The organism is Nonlabens sp. MIC269 (genome assembly GCF_001430865.1).
In the GTDB taxonomy this organism is placed as follows: domain Bacteria; phylum Bacteroidota; class Bacteroidia; order Flavobacteriales; family Flavobacteriaceae; genus Nonlabens; species Nonlabens tegetincola.
Map to the genome: position 1 here is coordinate 2,330,611 of NZ_CP011373.1, position 14,655 is coordinate 2,345,265.

General features: G+C 36.6%; 11 protein-coding genes. 6 read left to right on the forward strand and 5 right to left on the reverse strand.

Annotated elements, in window-relative coordinates; translation table 11 throughout:
• Positions 1-3 precede the first annotated feature (3 nt).
• The gene (locus AAT17_RS10545; protein WP_060524191.1) at positions 4-366 is read right to left on the reverse strand and encodes a hypothetical protein; all 363 of its coding nucleotides are present in this window, start codon (positions 364-366) and stop codon (positions 4-6) included.
• 107 nt (positions 367-473) lie between these two features.
• On the opposite strand from AAT17_RS10545, the gene AAT17_RS10550 reads away from it, so the two are divergent.
• The 6 genes from AAT17_RS10550 (at position 474) to AAT17_RS10575 (ending at position 10,188) form a co-directional block, all read left to right on the forward strand.
• Positions 474-2,114 (forward strand): SulP family inorganic anion transporter, encoded by a 1,641-nt coding sequence (locus AAT17_RS10550; protein ID WP_060524193.1) that lies wholly within the window; start codon positions 474-476, stop codon positions 2,112-2,114.
• A gap of 319 nt (positions 2,115-2,433) precedes the next feature.
• Positions 2,434-4,062, forward strand: a complete 1,629-nt coding sequence (locus AAT17_RS10555; RefSeq protein ID WP_060524196.1) for an acyl-CoA carboxylase subunit beta — start codon at positions 2,434-2,436, stop codon at positions 4,060-4,062.
• 58 nt (positions 4,063-4,120) lie between these two features.
• Entirely contained in the window at positions 4,121-6,109 is a 1,989-nt protein-coding gene (locus tag AAT17_RS10560; RefSeq protein WP_060524198.1) for a DUF3352 domain-containing protein, read from the forward strand.
• A 200-nt stretch (positions 6,110-6,309) separates the two neighbouring features.
• Complete coding sequence (locus AAT17_RS10565; RefSeq protein WP_060525076.1) at positions 6,310-7,626, forward strand: dihydrolipoamide acetyltransferase family protein; 1,317 nt, start codon at positions 6,310-6,312, stop codon at positions 7,624-7,626.
• Between the two features lie 57 nt (positions 7,627-7,683).
• A complete protein-coding gene (locus AAT17_RS10570) occupies positions 7,684-9,762 on the forward strand; it encodes a thiamine pyrophosphate-dependent enzyme (RefSeq protein WP_060525078.1) in 2,079 nt (692 codons plus the stop codon).
• Positions 9,763-9,765: 3 nt separating this feature from the next.
• Positions 9,766-10,188, forward strand: a complete 423-nt coding sequence (locus AAT17_RS10575) for an OsmC family protein (RefSeq protein ID WP_060524200.1) — start codon at positions 9,766-9,768, stop codon at positions 10,186-10,188.
• 11 nt (positions 10,189-10,199) lie between these two features.
• On the opposite strand, the gene AAT17_RS10580 is transcribed toward AAT17_RS10575, so the two are convergent.
• The 4 genes from AAT17_RS10580 to AAT17_RS13405 form a co-directional block, all read right to left on the reverse strand.
• Positions 10,200-11,603, reverse strand: a complete 1,404-nt coding sequence (locus tag AAT17_RS10580) for a hypothetical protein (RefSeq protein ID WP_060524202.1) — start codon at positions 11,601-11,603, stop codon at positions 10,200-10,202.
• A 191-nt stretch (positions 11,604-11,794) separates the two neighbouring features.
• Positions 11,795-12,373 (reverse strand): DUF4136 domain-containing protein, encoded by a 579-nt coding sequence (locus AAT17_RS10585; RefSeq protein WP_367379274.1) that lies wholly within the window; start codon positions 12,371-12,373, stop codon positions 11,795-11,797.
• A 6-nt stretch (positions 12,374-12,379) separates the two neighbouring features.
• Entirely contained in the window at positions 12,380-14,404 is a 2,025-nt protein-coding gene (locus AAT17_RS10590; protein ID WP_060524206.1) for a urocanate hydratase, read from the reverse strand.
• The gene (locus AAT17_RS13405) at positions 14,404-14,565 is read right to left on the reverse strand and encodes a DUF5522 domain-containing protein (RefSeq protein ID WP_169709770.1); all 162 of its coding nucleotides are present in this window, start codon (positions 14,563-14,565) and stop codon (positions 14,404-14,406) included. The genes AAT17_RS10590 and AAT17_RS13405 overlap by 1 nt, the downstream gene beginning before the upstream one ends.
• Positions 14,566-14,655: the final 90 nt, after the last annotated feature.

Sequence of the window (14,655 nt, forward strand, 5' to 3'; positions counted from 1 at the left end):
ACCTTATTTTAAGTAGGTACTATTAAAACTCCTGACAGACTTCTCTTCAATACGCCATAATAAAAACGGTAAAGAGGTTAAACCACCATAAATGAAATAAACTGCCTTACCAAGTGCCAAATATTTACCTATAAAGAAAAATGTAGTTAAGAACGCCACAGCTCCTATTATAAATCCTATCGAGATGATTAGCTGATTTGTTTCGGCTTTAATCTTTTTAATAGGTGTTGATTGTTGTGTGTGGCAATGACTGCACTGTGATGCAATTGAATCACCGTATTTCATTTTGATTTCAACACGGTCTTTTCCCTTAATCTTTAAATTGAAATGGTTGCCACAACTGGTACACCTTGTGTATAAGTTCATGAAGTTCTTGGTTAACTGGTTTTCAAATATAAATAACTTATTCAAGGTTTTATAAACCTTAAAAAGCGATTACCTTTGCGCCCTTTAAAATACAGCAGTTCACAAGCATGGCTAAAATTTTCAACAACTTTACAAAATCTCCAAAAAACGATATTCTTGCGGGAATTACAGTATCGCTAGCTATGATTCCAGAGGTAGTGGCCTTTGCTTTTGTGGCTGGTATTGATCCATTAGTAGCACTTTCAGGAGCATTTATAATAGGATTAATAACCGCTTTATTTGGTGGTCGTCCTGGTTTAATATCGGGCGCTGCTGGTGCCGTTGCAGTGATATTTGTTGATCTTATTATTAAAGGTCATGAAAAGGGTATGGCCTTTGAAAACCCAGTAGAAAATATGGGTTTTTACTACCTATTTGCCACGGTAATATTAATGGGTATTATTCAAATAGGAGCAGGTGTTTTTAAGATAGGTAAATTCGTTAGGTTAATACCACATCCAGTAATGATGGGATTTGTGAATGGTCTTGCGGTAGTGATTTTCATCGCGCAAGTAAAGATGTTTTCACATAAAAATCCAGTTGTGGGAGAAGATGGAGTTACGCGATATGTATCCACCTACATGGAAGGAACTGAATTGTGGACGATGATTGCGCTTGTTTTATTAACCATGGGAATTATATGGTTATTACCTAAACTTACTAAAAAGATACCAGCGGCATTAACCGCAATCATAGTTACAACTGCTGTTGTTGTGATAAGCGGTATGGAAGTAAGCACAGTAGGTTCCTACATAATTGAAGGTGGTGGGACAGGTTTAAAGGGTGAATTACCTACTTTTAATACTGATCTTTGGAGCAACTTACCAATCAATTTTAAAACTTTTCAATTTATCCTTCCTTATGCTTTTCTTGCCGCTGCGGTTGGTTTGATTGAATCCTTGATGACTATGAATTTAGTCGATGAACTTACCGAGACACGTGGTAGTGGTAATCGTGAATGTGTGGCGCAAGGTGCAGGTAATATTGTGAGTGGACTTTTCGGAGGAACAGGTGGTTGTGGAATGATTGGTCAAACAGTAATTAATATTAATGCCGGTGGTCGTGGTAGACTTTCTGGGGTTATGATGGCAATTACCTTGTTAACTTTTTTATTGTTTACAGATAAACTAATAGAGCAAGTTCCTATCGCAGCATTGATAGGTGTAATGTTTATGATGGTTATTGACACATTTGCTTGGTCTAGTTTTAGAATACTAAATAAAATTCCAAAATCTGATGCTGCTGTTTTGATAACAGTATCAGTAGTTACAGTAATTTTTGATCTTGCAATTGCTGTTTTTGTAGGTGTTATTATAAGTGCTCTTGTTTTTGCTTGGGAAAGTGCCAAAAGAATTAGAGCGAGAAAACGTATTGAAGATGATGGAACCAAAGTGTATGAAATTTGGGGCCCATTATTTTTTGGATCAGTGACTGATTTTAATAAGAAATTTGATCCTAAAAATGATCCGCAAAAAATTAAAATAGATTTTATTGAATCTAGGGTTCAGGATCATTCAGGAATTGAAGCATTACGAGAGGTTGTAAATAAATATCAAGCACAAGGAAAAGAAGTGAAGCTGACCCATTTAAGTCCTGAGTGTAAAGAATTACTCATGCGTCGTAATCCTGAATTTGATACTATTATTGAAAGTAGTGTTGAGGATCCACGGTACCATATTGCTACCGATTTATTAGATGCAGAGGTTTAAGGAGGAATATTTTAATCTTCCTCTTTAAAACTTCTCAGGTAGATTTAGTTTTTATTATTGATTAACACAAAATGCGTGCACTGTATGGCATTGTTGCATGGATTTTCACGTAATAATAATTTGGATAATGCTACAAGAAGTGATTTAAATCAATTGTGCTGAACTCTCATTAACATAATTTTAAGTTTTTAGACTTGAGGCTTACGTTTTAATTCATTGATTAATAAGGGCTTTTGAATTCATTTTAAATCTTGTTTAAACCAGTTATATTCTGCGTTTCAGGTTGAGATTTGCTATTTTTGGGAAAACTACGCAATCGATGGATATCAACTTTAATAAAAACGAAGATCACAATAAATTACTATTAAGTACTCTCAAAAAAAGATTTGCTCAAGTTTCTTTAGGCGGTGGGCAAAAACGCATAGATAAGCTTCATGCTAAAGGTAAGCTTACTGCAAGAGAAAGAATCGATTATTTATTGGACGATCCATCCAATGCTATTGAAATAGGAGCCTTTGCTGGTGAAGGAATGTATGAGGAACATGGTGGTTGTCCTAGCGGTGGAGTAGTAGTTAAAATTGGTCATGTTCAAGGTAAACAAGTTATCGTAGTCGCAAATGACGCTACGGTTAAAGCAGGAGCCTGGTTTCCTATTACGGGTAAGAAGAATCTAAGAGCCCAAGAAATTTCGATTGAAAATAAATTACCGATTATCTATTTAGTAGATAGTGCAGGAGTGTACTTGCCTATGCAAGATGAAATATTCCCAGACAAGGAACATTTTGGTCGCATCTTTCGTAATAACGCAGTTATGAGTAGTATGGGAATCACTCAAATTGCTGCTGTTATGGGTAGCTGTGTTGCTGGTGGTGCTTACTTACCTATAATGAGTGATGAGGCTCTTATAGTTGATAAAACAGGTAGTATCTTTTTAGCAGGAAGTTATTTGGTTAAAGCAGCCATTGGAGAAAGTATCGATAATGAAACCTTAGGTGGTGCAACTACTCACTGTGAAATAAGCGGTGTGACTGATTATAAGGCTAGCGACGATAAAGATGCCTTAGATAAAATCAAGAATATTTTTGACAAAATTGGAGACTTTGAAAAGGCTGGTTTTAATAGAAAGGAATCCGTAGCGCCTTCTCTGGATCCAGAAGAGTTATTTGGTACGCTTCCGCGAAAGCGTAGTGATCAATATGATATGATGGATATCATCAATCGTATGATCGATGCCGATACATTTGAAGAATATAAATCTGGCTATGGCCAAACCATCCTAACTGGATATGCTAGAATTGATGGATGGGCAGTTGGTATAGTGGCCAACCAAAGGAAAATTGTAAAAACCAAAAAAGGTGAAATGCAATTTGGTGGTGTAATCTATAGTGATAGCGCCGATAAGGCAACCCGTTTTATTGCCAACTGTAACCAAAAGAAAATACCTTTAGTGTTCTTACAAGACGTGACTGGCTTTATGGTAGGTTCCAAGTCAGAACACGGTGGGATCATAAAAGATGGTGCCAAAATGGTAAATGCTGTTTCAAATAGTGTGGTGCCTAAATTCACTGTAGTAGTAGGAAACAGTTATGGTGCTGGTAATTATGCTATGTGCGGTAAAGCCTATGATCCTAGATTAATCGTCGCGTGGCCTAGCGCAGAGCTTGCAGTAATGTCTGGAAATAGCGCTGCCAAAGTTCTCATGCAAATTGAAAAAGCATCCCTAGAAAAATCGGGTGAGAAGCTGAGCGAAGAAGATGAAAAAGCTTTGTTTGACAAAATCAAAAATAGATATGACGATCAGGTTTCTCCTTATTACGCAGCTGCAAGGTTATGGACTGATGCTATTATAGATCCGCGCGATACACGCAAGTGGATTTCTATGGGAATAGAAGCCGCAAATCATGCACCTATTGAAAAGGATTTTAATCTTGGGGTGATACAGACTTAATTATAATATTACTACATGATCTGTAATTATCATCTTGATCCAAAGGCTAAATCCTACAATGACCATAAAGAGGTATTTTAAAATTGCGCTATTTGCCCTTTTAGCTTTTATAGTCTACAAGGTCGCGAGTTGGTTTGTTTTTGAACCAGATCGTATAAACGCTTTTCACCTTGTACCTCATGATGCGATGTTCATCATTGAAACGCGCGAACCTATTAGTAATTTAGAAATTCTTTCTCAAAGTGAATTATGGGATCATTTGCAATCGAATGAGCAAATTGCATTGATGAGTGAGAAGTTAAACTCATTGGATTCTCTTTTTCAGTCAGAAAGAAATTTATTTAATAAAATAGGAGATAGAGATCTTATTATAAGTGCTCATAAAATCAGCTTTGATGATTACGGGTTTTTATACGTAGCCGATTTAAGGCAGTATTCAAAAATTGATTTGATTAAAAATAACATAAGCCAATTAGTTAATGAGAATTACAGTGTCTCTAAAAGAGAATTTAAAGGACATGTAATTCAAGAGATATTGGATACAAATACAAATGAGGTTCTTAGAATAACCTTTATAGAAAATCAATTAGTAGCAAGTTACACACCTCGATTGGTTGAAAGAAGTATTACCACAAGTAAAAACCCTAAATTAAGTACCGACTTGAATTTCATAAAAGTGAAAAACGAGATTCAAGATGATGGCTTATTCAGGTTTTACTTGAATCACAATCAGCTCAGTAATTACTATGGTCTTTTTGTTAATGAATCCAGTGATATCATTGATATTCTTGAAAGAAATTTTTATTACAGTGGTTTTCAAATAGAAGAAGAAAGTGATCGATGGTTAAAGGCAACTGGCTATATAAGCGGTAATTCGACTGCACAAGCCTTTATTAAAGCATTAGACAATTCTGGAACAGGTAGCTTAGATGCCACTACTATTTTACCAAATGATACCGCACTTTATATAAGTTTTGGGTTTGATGATTTTCAATCTCTACATCAGGATTTTATTTCAATTTTAAAGAAACAAGAAAATAAAACAGTTGAAGAATATGAAAATGGTAAAAAGAAGATAGAGGAATTTCTGGATATAGATCTAGATCGTGATATGTATTCTTGGTGGGATGATGAATTTGCTTTTGCTACTCTAGATAATAGCAATAATTCTAATTATAAGAGTAACCAGGAAAGTATAATAGCTGCCATTAAATATAACGACGAGGATGTAATGCAGGAGCGGCTACGATTTGTTCAAGAACAAATTCGTAAAAAATCTCCTGTCAAATTTAAGACGGTTAATTATAAACAACATGCCATAAATTTTCTTGATATAAAAGGCTTTTTTAAATGGGTGTTAGGAGGAATGTTTGAACGAATTGAAAAACCATATTATACAGTTATTGATGACTATATAGTCTTTTCTAACAGTCCAGTAACACTCAAAAAGATGATTGATGATTACGAGGGCAAAAACACATTGATTTACAGCGATTATTACATGGATTTTATTGATGAATTCAGTACCCAAAGCAACGTGTTTTTTTATATAGATACTAATAAACTAGCTCATGTAGGAAGTCAATACTTAAATAAAGAAACTCAACTACTGCTTAATAAGCAACACGATTTTTACTCTCAATTTACCCAACTAGGTTTTGAGTTAAAGGCAAAGGATGATTTATTTAAAACAAAAGCAGTAATGAGATATGATCCTGATTATGATAATCAGGTGCAAGAACTAGAGCAACAGGTTTCACCAGGAATTGAGTTGGTGCGCAATGTGGTAAATCTAGATAAAGAAACAATATTTCAGCTTGACCTATTTCCTTCAGATTTTACCGCTAGTGATTATGAGCAATTCTACTCAAATGGTCAGCTTAAATTCAAAGTTCCTTTGAGTGATGGTTTACCTAACGGTAGATATAGAGAATATTATATCACTGGTGAGTTAAAAATTTCTGGTCGCTTTAAACGAGGTAAGCAAATTGGCAAATGGAAAGCCTTCTATCCTAATGGAAAACGCTTTCACCAAAAAAGCTTTTAGCCCTATTTCCTAGATTAAATAATAAATGGCATAAAGTAAATTTGAAGCTTACTACTTTCCAGTAAACCAGCATTGAATCAAAAATGATTTAAAAAAGCTTTTGATTTTTTAGCCTATTTCATACCTAAAAATATTACTACTTTAAGAATTATAAGTAAGCTAACAACCGTTAGTTTTCTTATTTTTATCCCATGGCAAAAATGGAAGATTTTGTTTTACCCAAAATGGGTGAAAGTATAACCGAAGGAACTGTACTCAATTGGATGGTACAACCAGGAGAATCCTTTGAAGAAGGAGATATTCTTGTTGAAGTAGGTACTGATAAAGTTGATAATGAAGTACCTGCGACTGCTAGTGGTATCATGCAGGAGCATTTATTCAATTCGGGAGACGTGGTTGAAATAGGCGCTGTGATTGCTCGATTTGAGCCGGTAGAAGGAGCAGTAAGTACAACAAAAAGAACAGAAAATTCCGAACAAAAGGCAACTCAAAAAACGAGTTCTGAGAAACCAAAACAAACACCTCTCAAGCCTAAAAAGGCCGTAACCAGTTCAATTAGTAATACTCAAACCTCATTTGTCAATGTTGATAGGTTCATAAGCCCGTTAGTACTAAGTATAGCAAGAGAACATCACATTTCGTATGAGGAATTAGCTCGTATTCCCGGCACTGGTAAACATAATCGTCTACGCAAGAGTGATGTAATACAGTATTTGAATGAAGGCAGGCCTTATCAATTTGCACAATCAGTAACGCCAGAACCAGACCCAACGGCATATAGAATTCCCCAACTCAATTTAGACAAAGGAACTGGTCGTATTGTAGAGATGGATCGCATGCGCAGCATGATTGCAGATCACATGGTGTATAGTAAACACACTAGTCCACATGTTACTGCTTATGTTGAAGCAGATTTGACTGATGTAGTACGCTTTCGCGAAAGCGTGAAAAATGAATTCCAAGAAAAACACGGCAACAAACTGACCTTTACGCCATTATTCGTTAAAGCTGTTGCCAGCGCTATCAAAGAATTTCCAATGATTAATAGTAGTCTAGATGGCAAAAATATTATCGTAAAAGAGGAAATAAATGTTGGGATGGCAACGGCGTTGCCTACCGGTAATTTAATAGTGCCTGTAGTTAAAAATGCCGATCAGAAAACATTACCTGAACTTGCTGCCGATGTAAATCGACTTGCTGGGCTAGCTAGGGATAATAAACTAGGTGGTGACGATATAAAAGGAAGCACCTTTACAATTAGTAATGTAGGGACCTTTGGTTCCTTAATGGGAACACCCATTATCAATCAACCGGAAGTCGCAATATTGGCAACTGGGATTATTAAAAAGCGTGCTGAAGTAATCACAGAAAATGGAGAAGATCGCATCGAGATTCGCAGTATGATGATGTTAAGTTTAAGTTTTGATCACCGTGTTGTTGACGGTTATTTAGGCGGTAGCTTTTTGAAAAAGGTAGCCGATAATATGGCTCTTGTTCCCGATCTTAAAGATTTATAACACTATAAAATCACTGTCTACATTGATAATGTGATGTGGACAGGTAAAACATTTAATATGAGTAATTTTATAAATGATACTCAATTTAAGGAAAACCTTAAAAAGGCCTATCGTAATCTAGTTACTGCCAAAGCAATGGCAGAGCATTACGAAGATAATTTTAAGCTGGTTTCAAAATATGTACATGCCACTAGCCGTGGTCATGAGGTCATACAAACTGCAATTGGAATGCAATTGCTACCTCAAGATTTTGCATTTCCCTACTATCGCGACGATGCCATGCTGCTGGCAATAGGTATGAAGCCTTATGACTTAATGCTACAGTTATTAGCTAAAAAAGATGATCCCTTCAGTGGTGGTCGTACCTACTACTCACACCCATCATTGAACGACGAGGACAAGCCTAAAATTCCTCATCAAAGTAGCGCAACAGGAATGCAGGCAATTCCTGCAACAGGTGTGGCAATGGGAATGTGGTACAAGGAAAGTCTTGACGAATTGAAGCAAGGTGACGATATTAACATGCCTATCGTTGTTTGTTCACTAGGTGATGCCAGTGTGACCGAAGGTGAAATAGCGGAAGCCTGGCAAATGGCAGCCCTTAAGCAATTACCTATTCTATATCTAGTACAAGATAATGGCTGGGATATAAGTGCCAATGAAGCAGAAACACGCGCACAAAATGCTGCTCAATATGCATCAGGGTTTCATGGCTTAGATTCGGTAAGTATTGATGGGACAGACTTTGAGGAATCATATAAAACCCTTGAAAAAGTAATTGAAACTATCAGGACAGAACGTAGACCATTTGTAGTTCATGCCAAGGTGCCATTGCTTAATCATCATACAAGCGGTGTTCGCATGGAGTTTTATAGAGATGATCTTGAAGAGGCACGTAGTCGTGACCCTTATCCACGCATGCGTGAGCTTATGGGTAAATATGGATTTAGCGAGCTGGAACTGGATGAGATGGACGCTTTCGCGAAAGCAGAAGTAGAGCAATCTCTCAAAAATGCAATAGAACAACCAGACCCAGAACCAGCAGATTTGTTTACGCACGATTTTGCACCTACACCGATTACTGAGGAAAAAGGAGAACGATCGCCAAAGGGCGCAGAGAAAGTAGTCATGGTGGACTGTGCCTTGTTTGCAGTCGAAGAATTGATGCGCAAGCATCCTGAATGCTTACTTTATGGGCAAGATGTAGGAGGAAGATTAGGTGGTGTTTTTAGAGAAGCAGCTACACTAGCTCAAAAGTTTGGTGATAATCGAGTTTTTAACACTCCTATTCAAGAAGCATTCATCGTAGGTAGTACAGTAGGAATGAGTGCGGTAGGATTAAAACCAATAGTTGAAGTTCAGTTTGCAGATTATATATGGCCAGGTTTGAATCAATTATTTACCGAGGTTTCCAGATCATGTTACTTGAGTAATGGTAAATGGCCGGTATCAATGATTTTAAGAGTGCCTATAGGTGCCTATGGTAGCGGTGGTCCTTATCACTCATCATCTGTAGAAAGTGTTATAACCAATATACGAGGTCTTAAAATAGCATATCCTTCTAATGGTGCCGATTTAAAAGGACTGATGAAAGCAGCTTATTATGATCCTAATCCTGTTGTAATTTTTGAACACAAAGGTTTGTATTGGTCCAAAGTGCCAGGGACAAAAGGAGCGACTAGCATAGAGCCTAGTGAAGATTACGTCCTGCCATTTGGTAAAGCATGGGTTCTACAAGAAATATGGAAACAAGAGGAAGAGGAAACCTTGTCGATAATTACCTATGGAATGGGTGTTCACTGGGCTATGAATGCCACTCAAGAATTAGGAGTTCAGGATAGAGTAGAGGTAGTGGATCTACGTACTCTACATCCGTTGGACTATCAGACCGTATTTACCAGTGTAAAGAAATGCGGTAAATGTTTAATTGTAACCGAAGAACCTAGTGATAATGGGTTTTCACGAGGATTGCAAGGTCGTATTCAAGAAGAATGTTTTAAAGAGTTGGACGCACCAGTAATGCTTATAGGAAGTGAGAATATGCCTGCGATACCTTTAAATAGTACGCTAGAGCAAACCATGATTCCTAGTACTGAAAAGGTAAAGAATAAGATTGAAGAGGTATTGAATTATTAAGTGATGAAAATTCAAATTGAACGTAAGAATGATGATTTTTTGATGGAAGCAACAGGCTCCTCAGGAAATACAGTAATGATCGATCATAGTGGCGCAACTCCTGTACAAGGAGTAAGTCCAATGGAACTTGTTTTAATGGGAGTAGGTGGCTGTAGCGCAATTGATATTATTGATATTCTAAAAAAGCAACGTCAATCTATCACTAGTTATAAAGTTGAGGTGGAAGGAGATCGATTTGAATTAGATAATGCAAAACCATTTAAGTCAATCACTTGTGCTATTCATCTGGAAGGAGATATAGATGATAAAAAGGCTGCTCGTGCAGCGGCTTTAAGTTTTGAGAAATACTGTAGTGTTTCTAAAACTTTTGATACTGTAGTTGCGATTAACTATAAAGTAATAGTAAACGGCACCGAGATTGAGTAACCTTAGAGGTTTTATTTAATTTTTTTAATAGTAAAAAAATTACTTCCTGCCTCTGGTCTCATGGTAACTGTTCCCGTGTTCCCTGTTTGTTCTACATGAATATAGACTTGATCACCTGCTTCTAATTCAACAAGTTCATTTATGTTGATACTAGAAGTTGTTACACCATTTCTATTTCTCATATAGTTGTTAGATGTTGTTGTTCCTGGATATATTGTGGTTCCTCCTCGATCTACCCTTAATTCAGCATCTAATTGAATGTCAGTGTTAGTAGATCCTGAATCGACTATTATTGACATATTTACCTTTATTTCAAACCTTCCATCTTCTCCTATTGTCAATCTTGTTGTGCCTGATCCGTAGCTTACGTTAAATAAACTATAATCATCATTCCATTCCGCAAAGGAAAACAGTTCTAATTCGTTAGAAGTGAAATCGTTTAAATTTTGCGTTCTATTTGCTGCATTACCAAATCTTGCTGAGCGTGTTTCTGCAAATTGTGGTATCCATCTACTACCATTCCATACATACACACCTTGGCGAACATCGTTAAGATATCCTGATGGAGTTAAATTTTCACTTCTATTGTAAACCATTGTACCTGAAGCTGGATTTGATGGTAATGGACTGAAAGAATTTGCAGCTGTTAAACTTACTCTATTTAGTAGAAGTCCACGATTACTCTGACTTAAGGCAAGCGAAGCGTATTCTGGGTTAGCATTAGAACCTACGTCTAGATTATGTCTACTTGAGTTTGCACTAAGAATTACATTTGAATCTCCTCGAATTTGCAGACTCATATCACCATCTCCATCAGGATTTAGTGTTATCTGTCTAGAGGTGCCAAAATTTTGTAATTTCAAAAAGTCATACCCATCACTTGTAAACATTAAGCCTTCATCGGATCCGTTCAAATACATTCCTGAATTAGTTTTATTCGCAAATGAATAGGATGGTAACGATTCGGTTCCATTAGAATAACTCAAAAGTCTGCCCGATGTAGTTATTTGAAATCTATCATTATTATTCGTTTTAATGATAACAGGGATGTTATTATTTGTACCAAACCTGTCCGTAGAAATGGCATTATTACCTTCTACCGACCAATCTTTTAAATTGGTTAATAAAATCCAGCTATTGGAACCATTCCAATAATAAAAACCGGGTGAAACGGCATTTATCCCAGAAGTGGTTGCTGTATTATAAACTAAAACACCTTCTTCAAGTGTGCTACCTACTAAATTTATTCCACTTAAGCTATTAGTTGAGTTAAGTGATACTTTAGGAATTAATATTCCTTTATCGGATGATGAGATATCCAATGCAGTACCATCGGCAGGAGAAGTGGTATTTATACCAACCTGAGCTAAGCTCGTGGCAAAAGAAAAAAGGAAAATAACTGAAATTAATCTCAAAACATTATCATTTTAGATTATGCAAATCAAAAACTTAAATGTCATAATTACGTATTTATCAACGTGTTATTGTTAATTTCAGTTAAAGGGCATAAAAATCAGATGTATAGATGAGGTTTTCTCAATACACTTACGATTATTTGATGTGACTGCTTGATAAGGAAGCCTATTTAATACTAATTCCAAAAAAGTTATCTAGCTGGCTCTGGAGGAAATTGCTCTAATATTTCTTTAACCATTTCATTGGTTCGTTCTATTTTGTCTTGTGGTGTGGTCTTTAACGGCGCTGTTCCTATACCTTGCCAAATAAGCTCTTTTTTATTGGTGTCTATAAAATCTATATAAAGAACGCCTTCGGTAACTCGGTTTACACTATTGCCCCATGGGCCACCCCAAAAGCCGCCCCAGCCCCAGCCCCAGCCGACATTCCAACCCCAGTTGTTATACACATCAACACGCTCCTTGGCATCAGTGAAGATATTAATCATAAAATCAGGATTTTGAGATTTGGTAAATCCTTTTGCTTGCATATTCGCATCAATAGCTCTAAGAATACGTTTTTTATCAAGTTCGCTTACATCGGCTTGGTCAATACCTTGTTTGTAGTAGGCGTACGTTTGATACTTGTTAAAATCTGCATTTACATCATAATCTTGAGTAACTCGTACTGTTTGACAACTAGCAGCTAATATTGTTATTAATAAAAGGGTAAAAAATCGTTTCATAGCTATTGGGTTTTGCGCTTTCGCGAAAGCGATAACAACTTTCACGATTTGCTAATTAATATTTTTAATTAAGTTACTATCTACTTTATTAGGTAACGTGACTTTCAAATCTGGATTAAGTTCCATTGCTCGTTTAATCGCAAATGTTGCATTTTCATTACGAGCCCAGTTTCTTCTTGCTATTCCATTATTAACGTCCCAGAAAAGCATACTCTCCAAATTATTTTGAGCTTCTTTACTACCATCAATAACCATACCGAATCCACCATTAATTACTTCGCCCCAGCCTACACCACCGCCATTATGAATGGAAACCCATGTTGCACCTCTGAAGCTATCGCCTATTACATTATGTATAGCCATATCTGCTGTAAATCTAGAACCGTCATAAATGTTTGATGTTTCACGGTATGGTGAGTCTGTACCTGATACATCGTGATGATCTCGGCCTAAAATTACAGGGCCTATTTCTTTTTGCGCTATGGCTTGATTAAAAGCTTTGGCTATTTCTATTCTTCCTAAAGCATCTGCATATAAAATACGTGCTTGTGACCCTACTACAAGTTGATTTTGTTGTGCGCCCTTAATCCATTGGATATTGTCTTGCATTTGTTGTTTAATCTCCTGCGAAGAGTTTGCTGCTAGTTTTTCTAAAACTTGAGTAGCAATTTCATCTGTTTTTTTAAGATCTGTAGGATCGTTACTAGCACAAACCCATCTAAATGGGCCAAACCCGAAGTCAAAACACATAGGTCCCATTATATCTTGTACGTATGATGGGTATTTGAATTCTGTAGTTTCTCCTTTGATGTTAGCTCCTGCACGACTGGACTCTAATAAAAAGGCATTACCATAATCAAAGAAATAGGTTCCTTGATCAGTATGTTTATTCACAGCAGAAACGTGTCTTCTTAAAGAATTTTGAACCTGACTTTTAAATTCTTCAGGTTGTTCACTCATCATTTTATTTGCCTGTTCAAAAGATAGGTCTACTGGGTAGTAACCGCCAGCCCATGGGTTATGTAAGCTAGTTTGATCGCTACCTATCGCAATTTCTATTCCTGCTTCATGGAAGGCTTCCCATACATGGACGACGTTTCCTAGATAGGCAATTGATAAAGATTCCTTATGTTGTTGGGCAACTTTTACTCGTTCTACTAACTCATGAGTGTTGTCAATTACAATATCCACCCATCCTTGTGAATGTCGAGTTTGTACCGCCTTTGGATTCATTTCGGCACAAACGGTGATACAACCTGCAATATTTCCAGCTTTTGGTTGTGCTCCACTCATTCCTCCTAATCCAGAAGTAACAAACACATTACCTAATGGAGATTTTCCAATTTTTCTAAAGGCGTTTAATACAGTTATAGTGGTACCATGAACGATTCCTTGAGGACCTATATACATGTAGGATCCTGCTGTCATTTGACCGTATTGGGTGACACCTAGTGCATTAAATTTTTCCCAATCATCAGGTTTAGAATAATTAGGTATCATCATTCCATTTGTAACAACACAGCGAGGAGCCTTTTTATGTGAAGGGAATAACCCCATTGGGTGACCGCTGTACATGACTAAAGTTTGTTCATCGGTCATTTCGCTCAAATATTGCATAGTGAGTAAATATTGAGCCCAGTTTTGAAAAACAGCACCATTACCACCGTAAGTGATAAGTTCATGAGGATGTTGTGCGACCGCGTGATCAAGATTATTTTGAATCATGAGCATTATTCCTGCAGCCTGTCTAGAACGAGCTGGATAATCGTCGATAGATCTAGCTTTTATTTCTTCCTTAGGCATGAAACGATACATATAAATACGTCCATACTCGTCTAGTTCCTGTTTAAACTCTGGTAATAAAATGGAGTGAAATTCAGGTTTAAAATATCGGAGTGCGTTGCGCAATGCAAGTTGTTCTTCTTCTTTATTGAGAATTTTTTTTCTTTTAGGAGCATGGTTTACTGAGTTGTCATAGACATATGGGTCTGGTAAAGATTCAGGAATACCCTGTTTTATACTCTGTTGAAATATGTCTAAATCAAACTGACTGTTGTTATTGATAGTGTCGTTCATTATTTCTGGCTGTTTGTTTTTTTATTATAACCGTATGGGCAGTGTCTGCATCCACTTTCACAACAATAACCTCTTTTTAAATGGTATTGTTCAGTGAAACAACGATACCCTTCTGGTGTTAAGTAGTAATCTCCTTCCTCAATGGGAACATGTTTTTTCATGGCTTAAAAATACTATTTTACGACGGTATGACCGTAAGGATAATAGGCTTTTGACTTAATAAATACTACCTTTATCACTATGATAGTGGT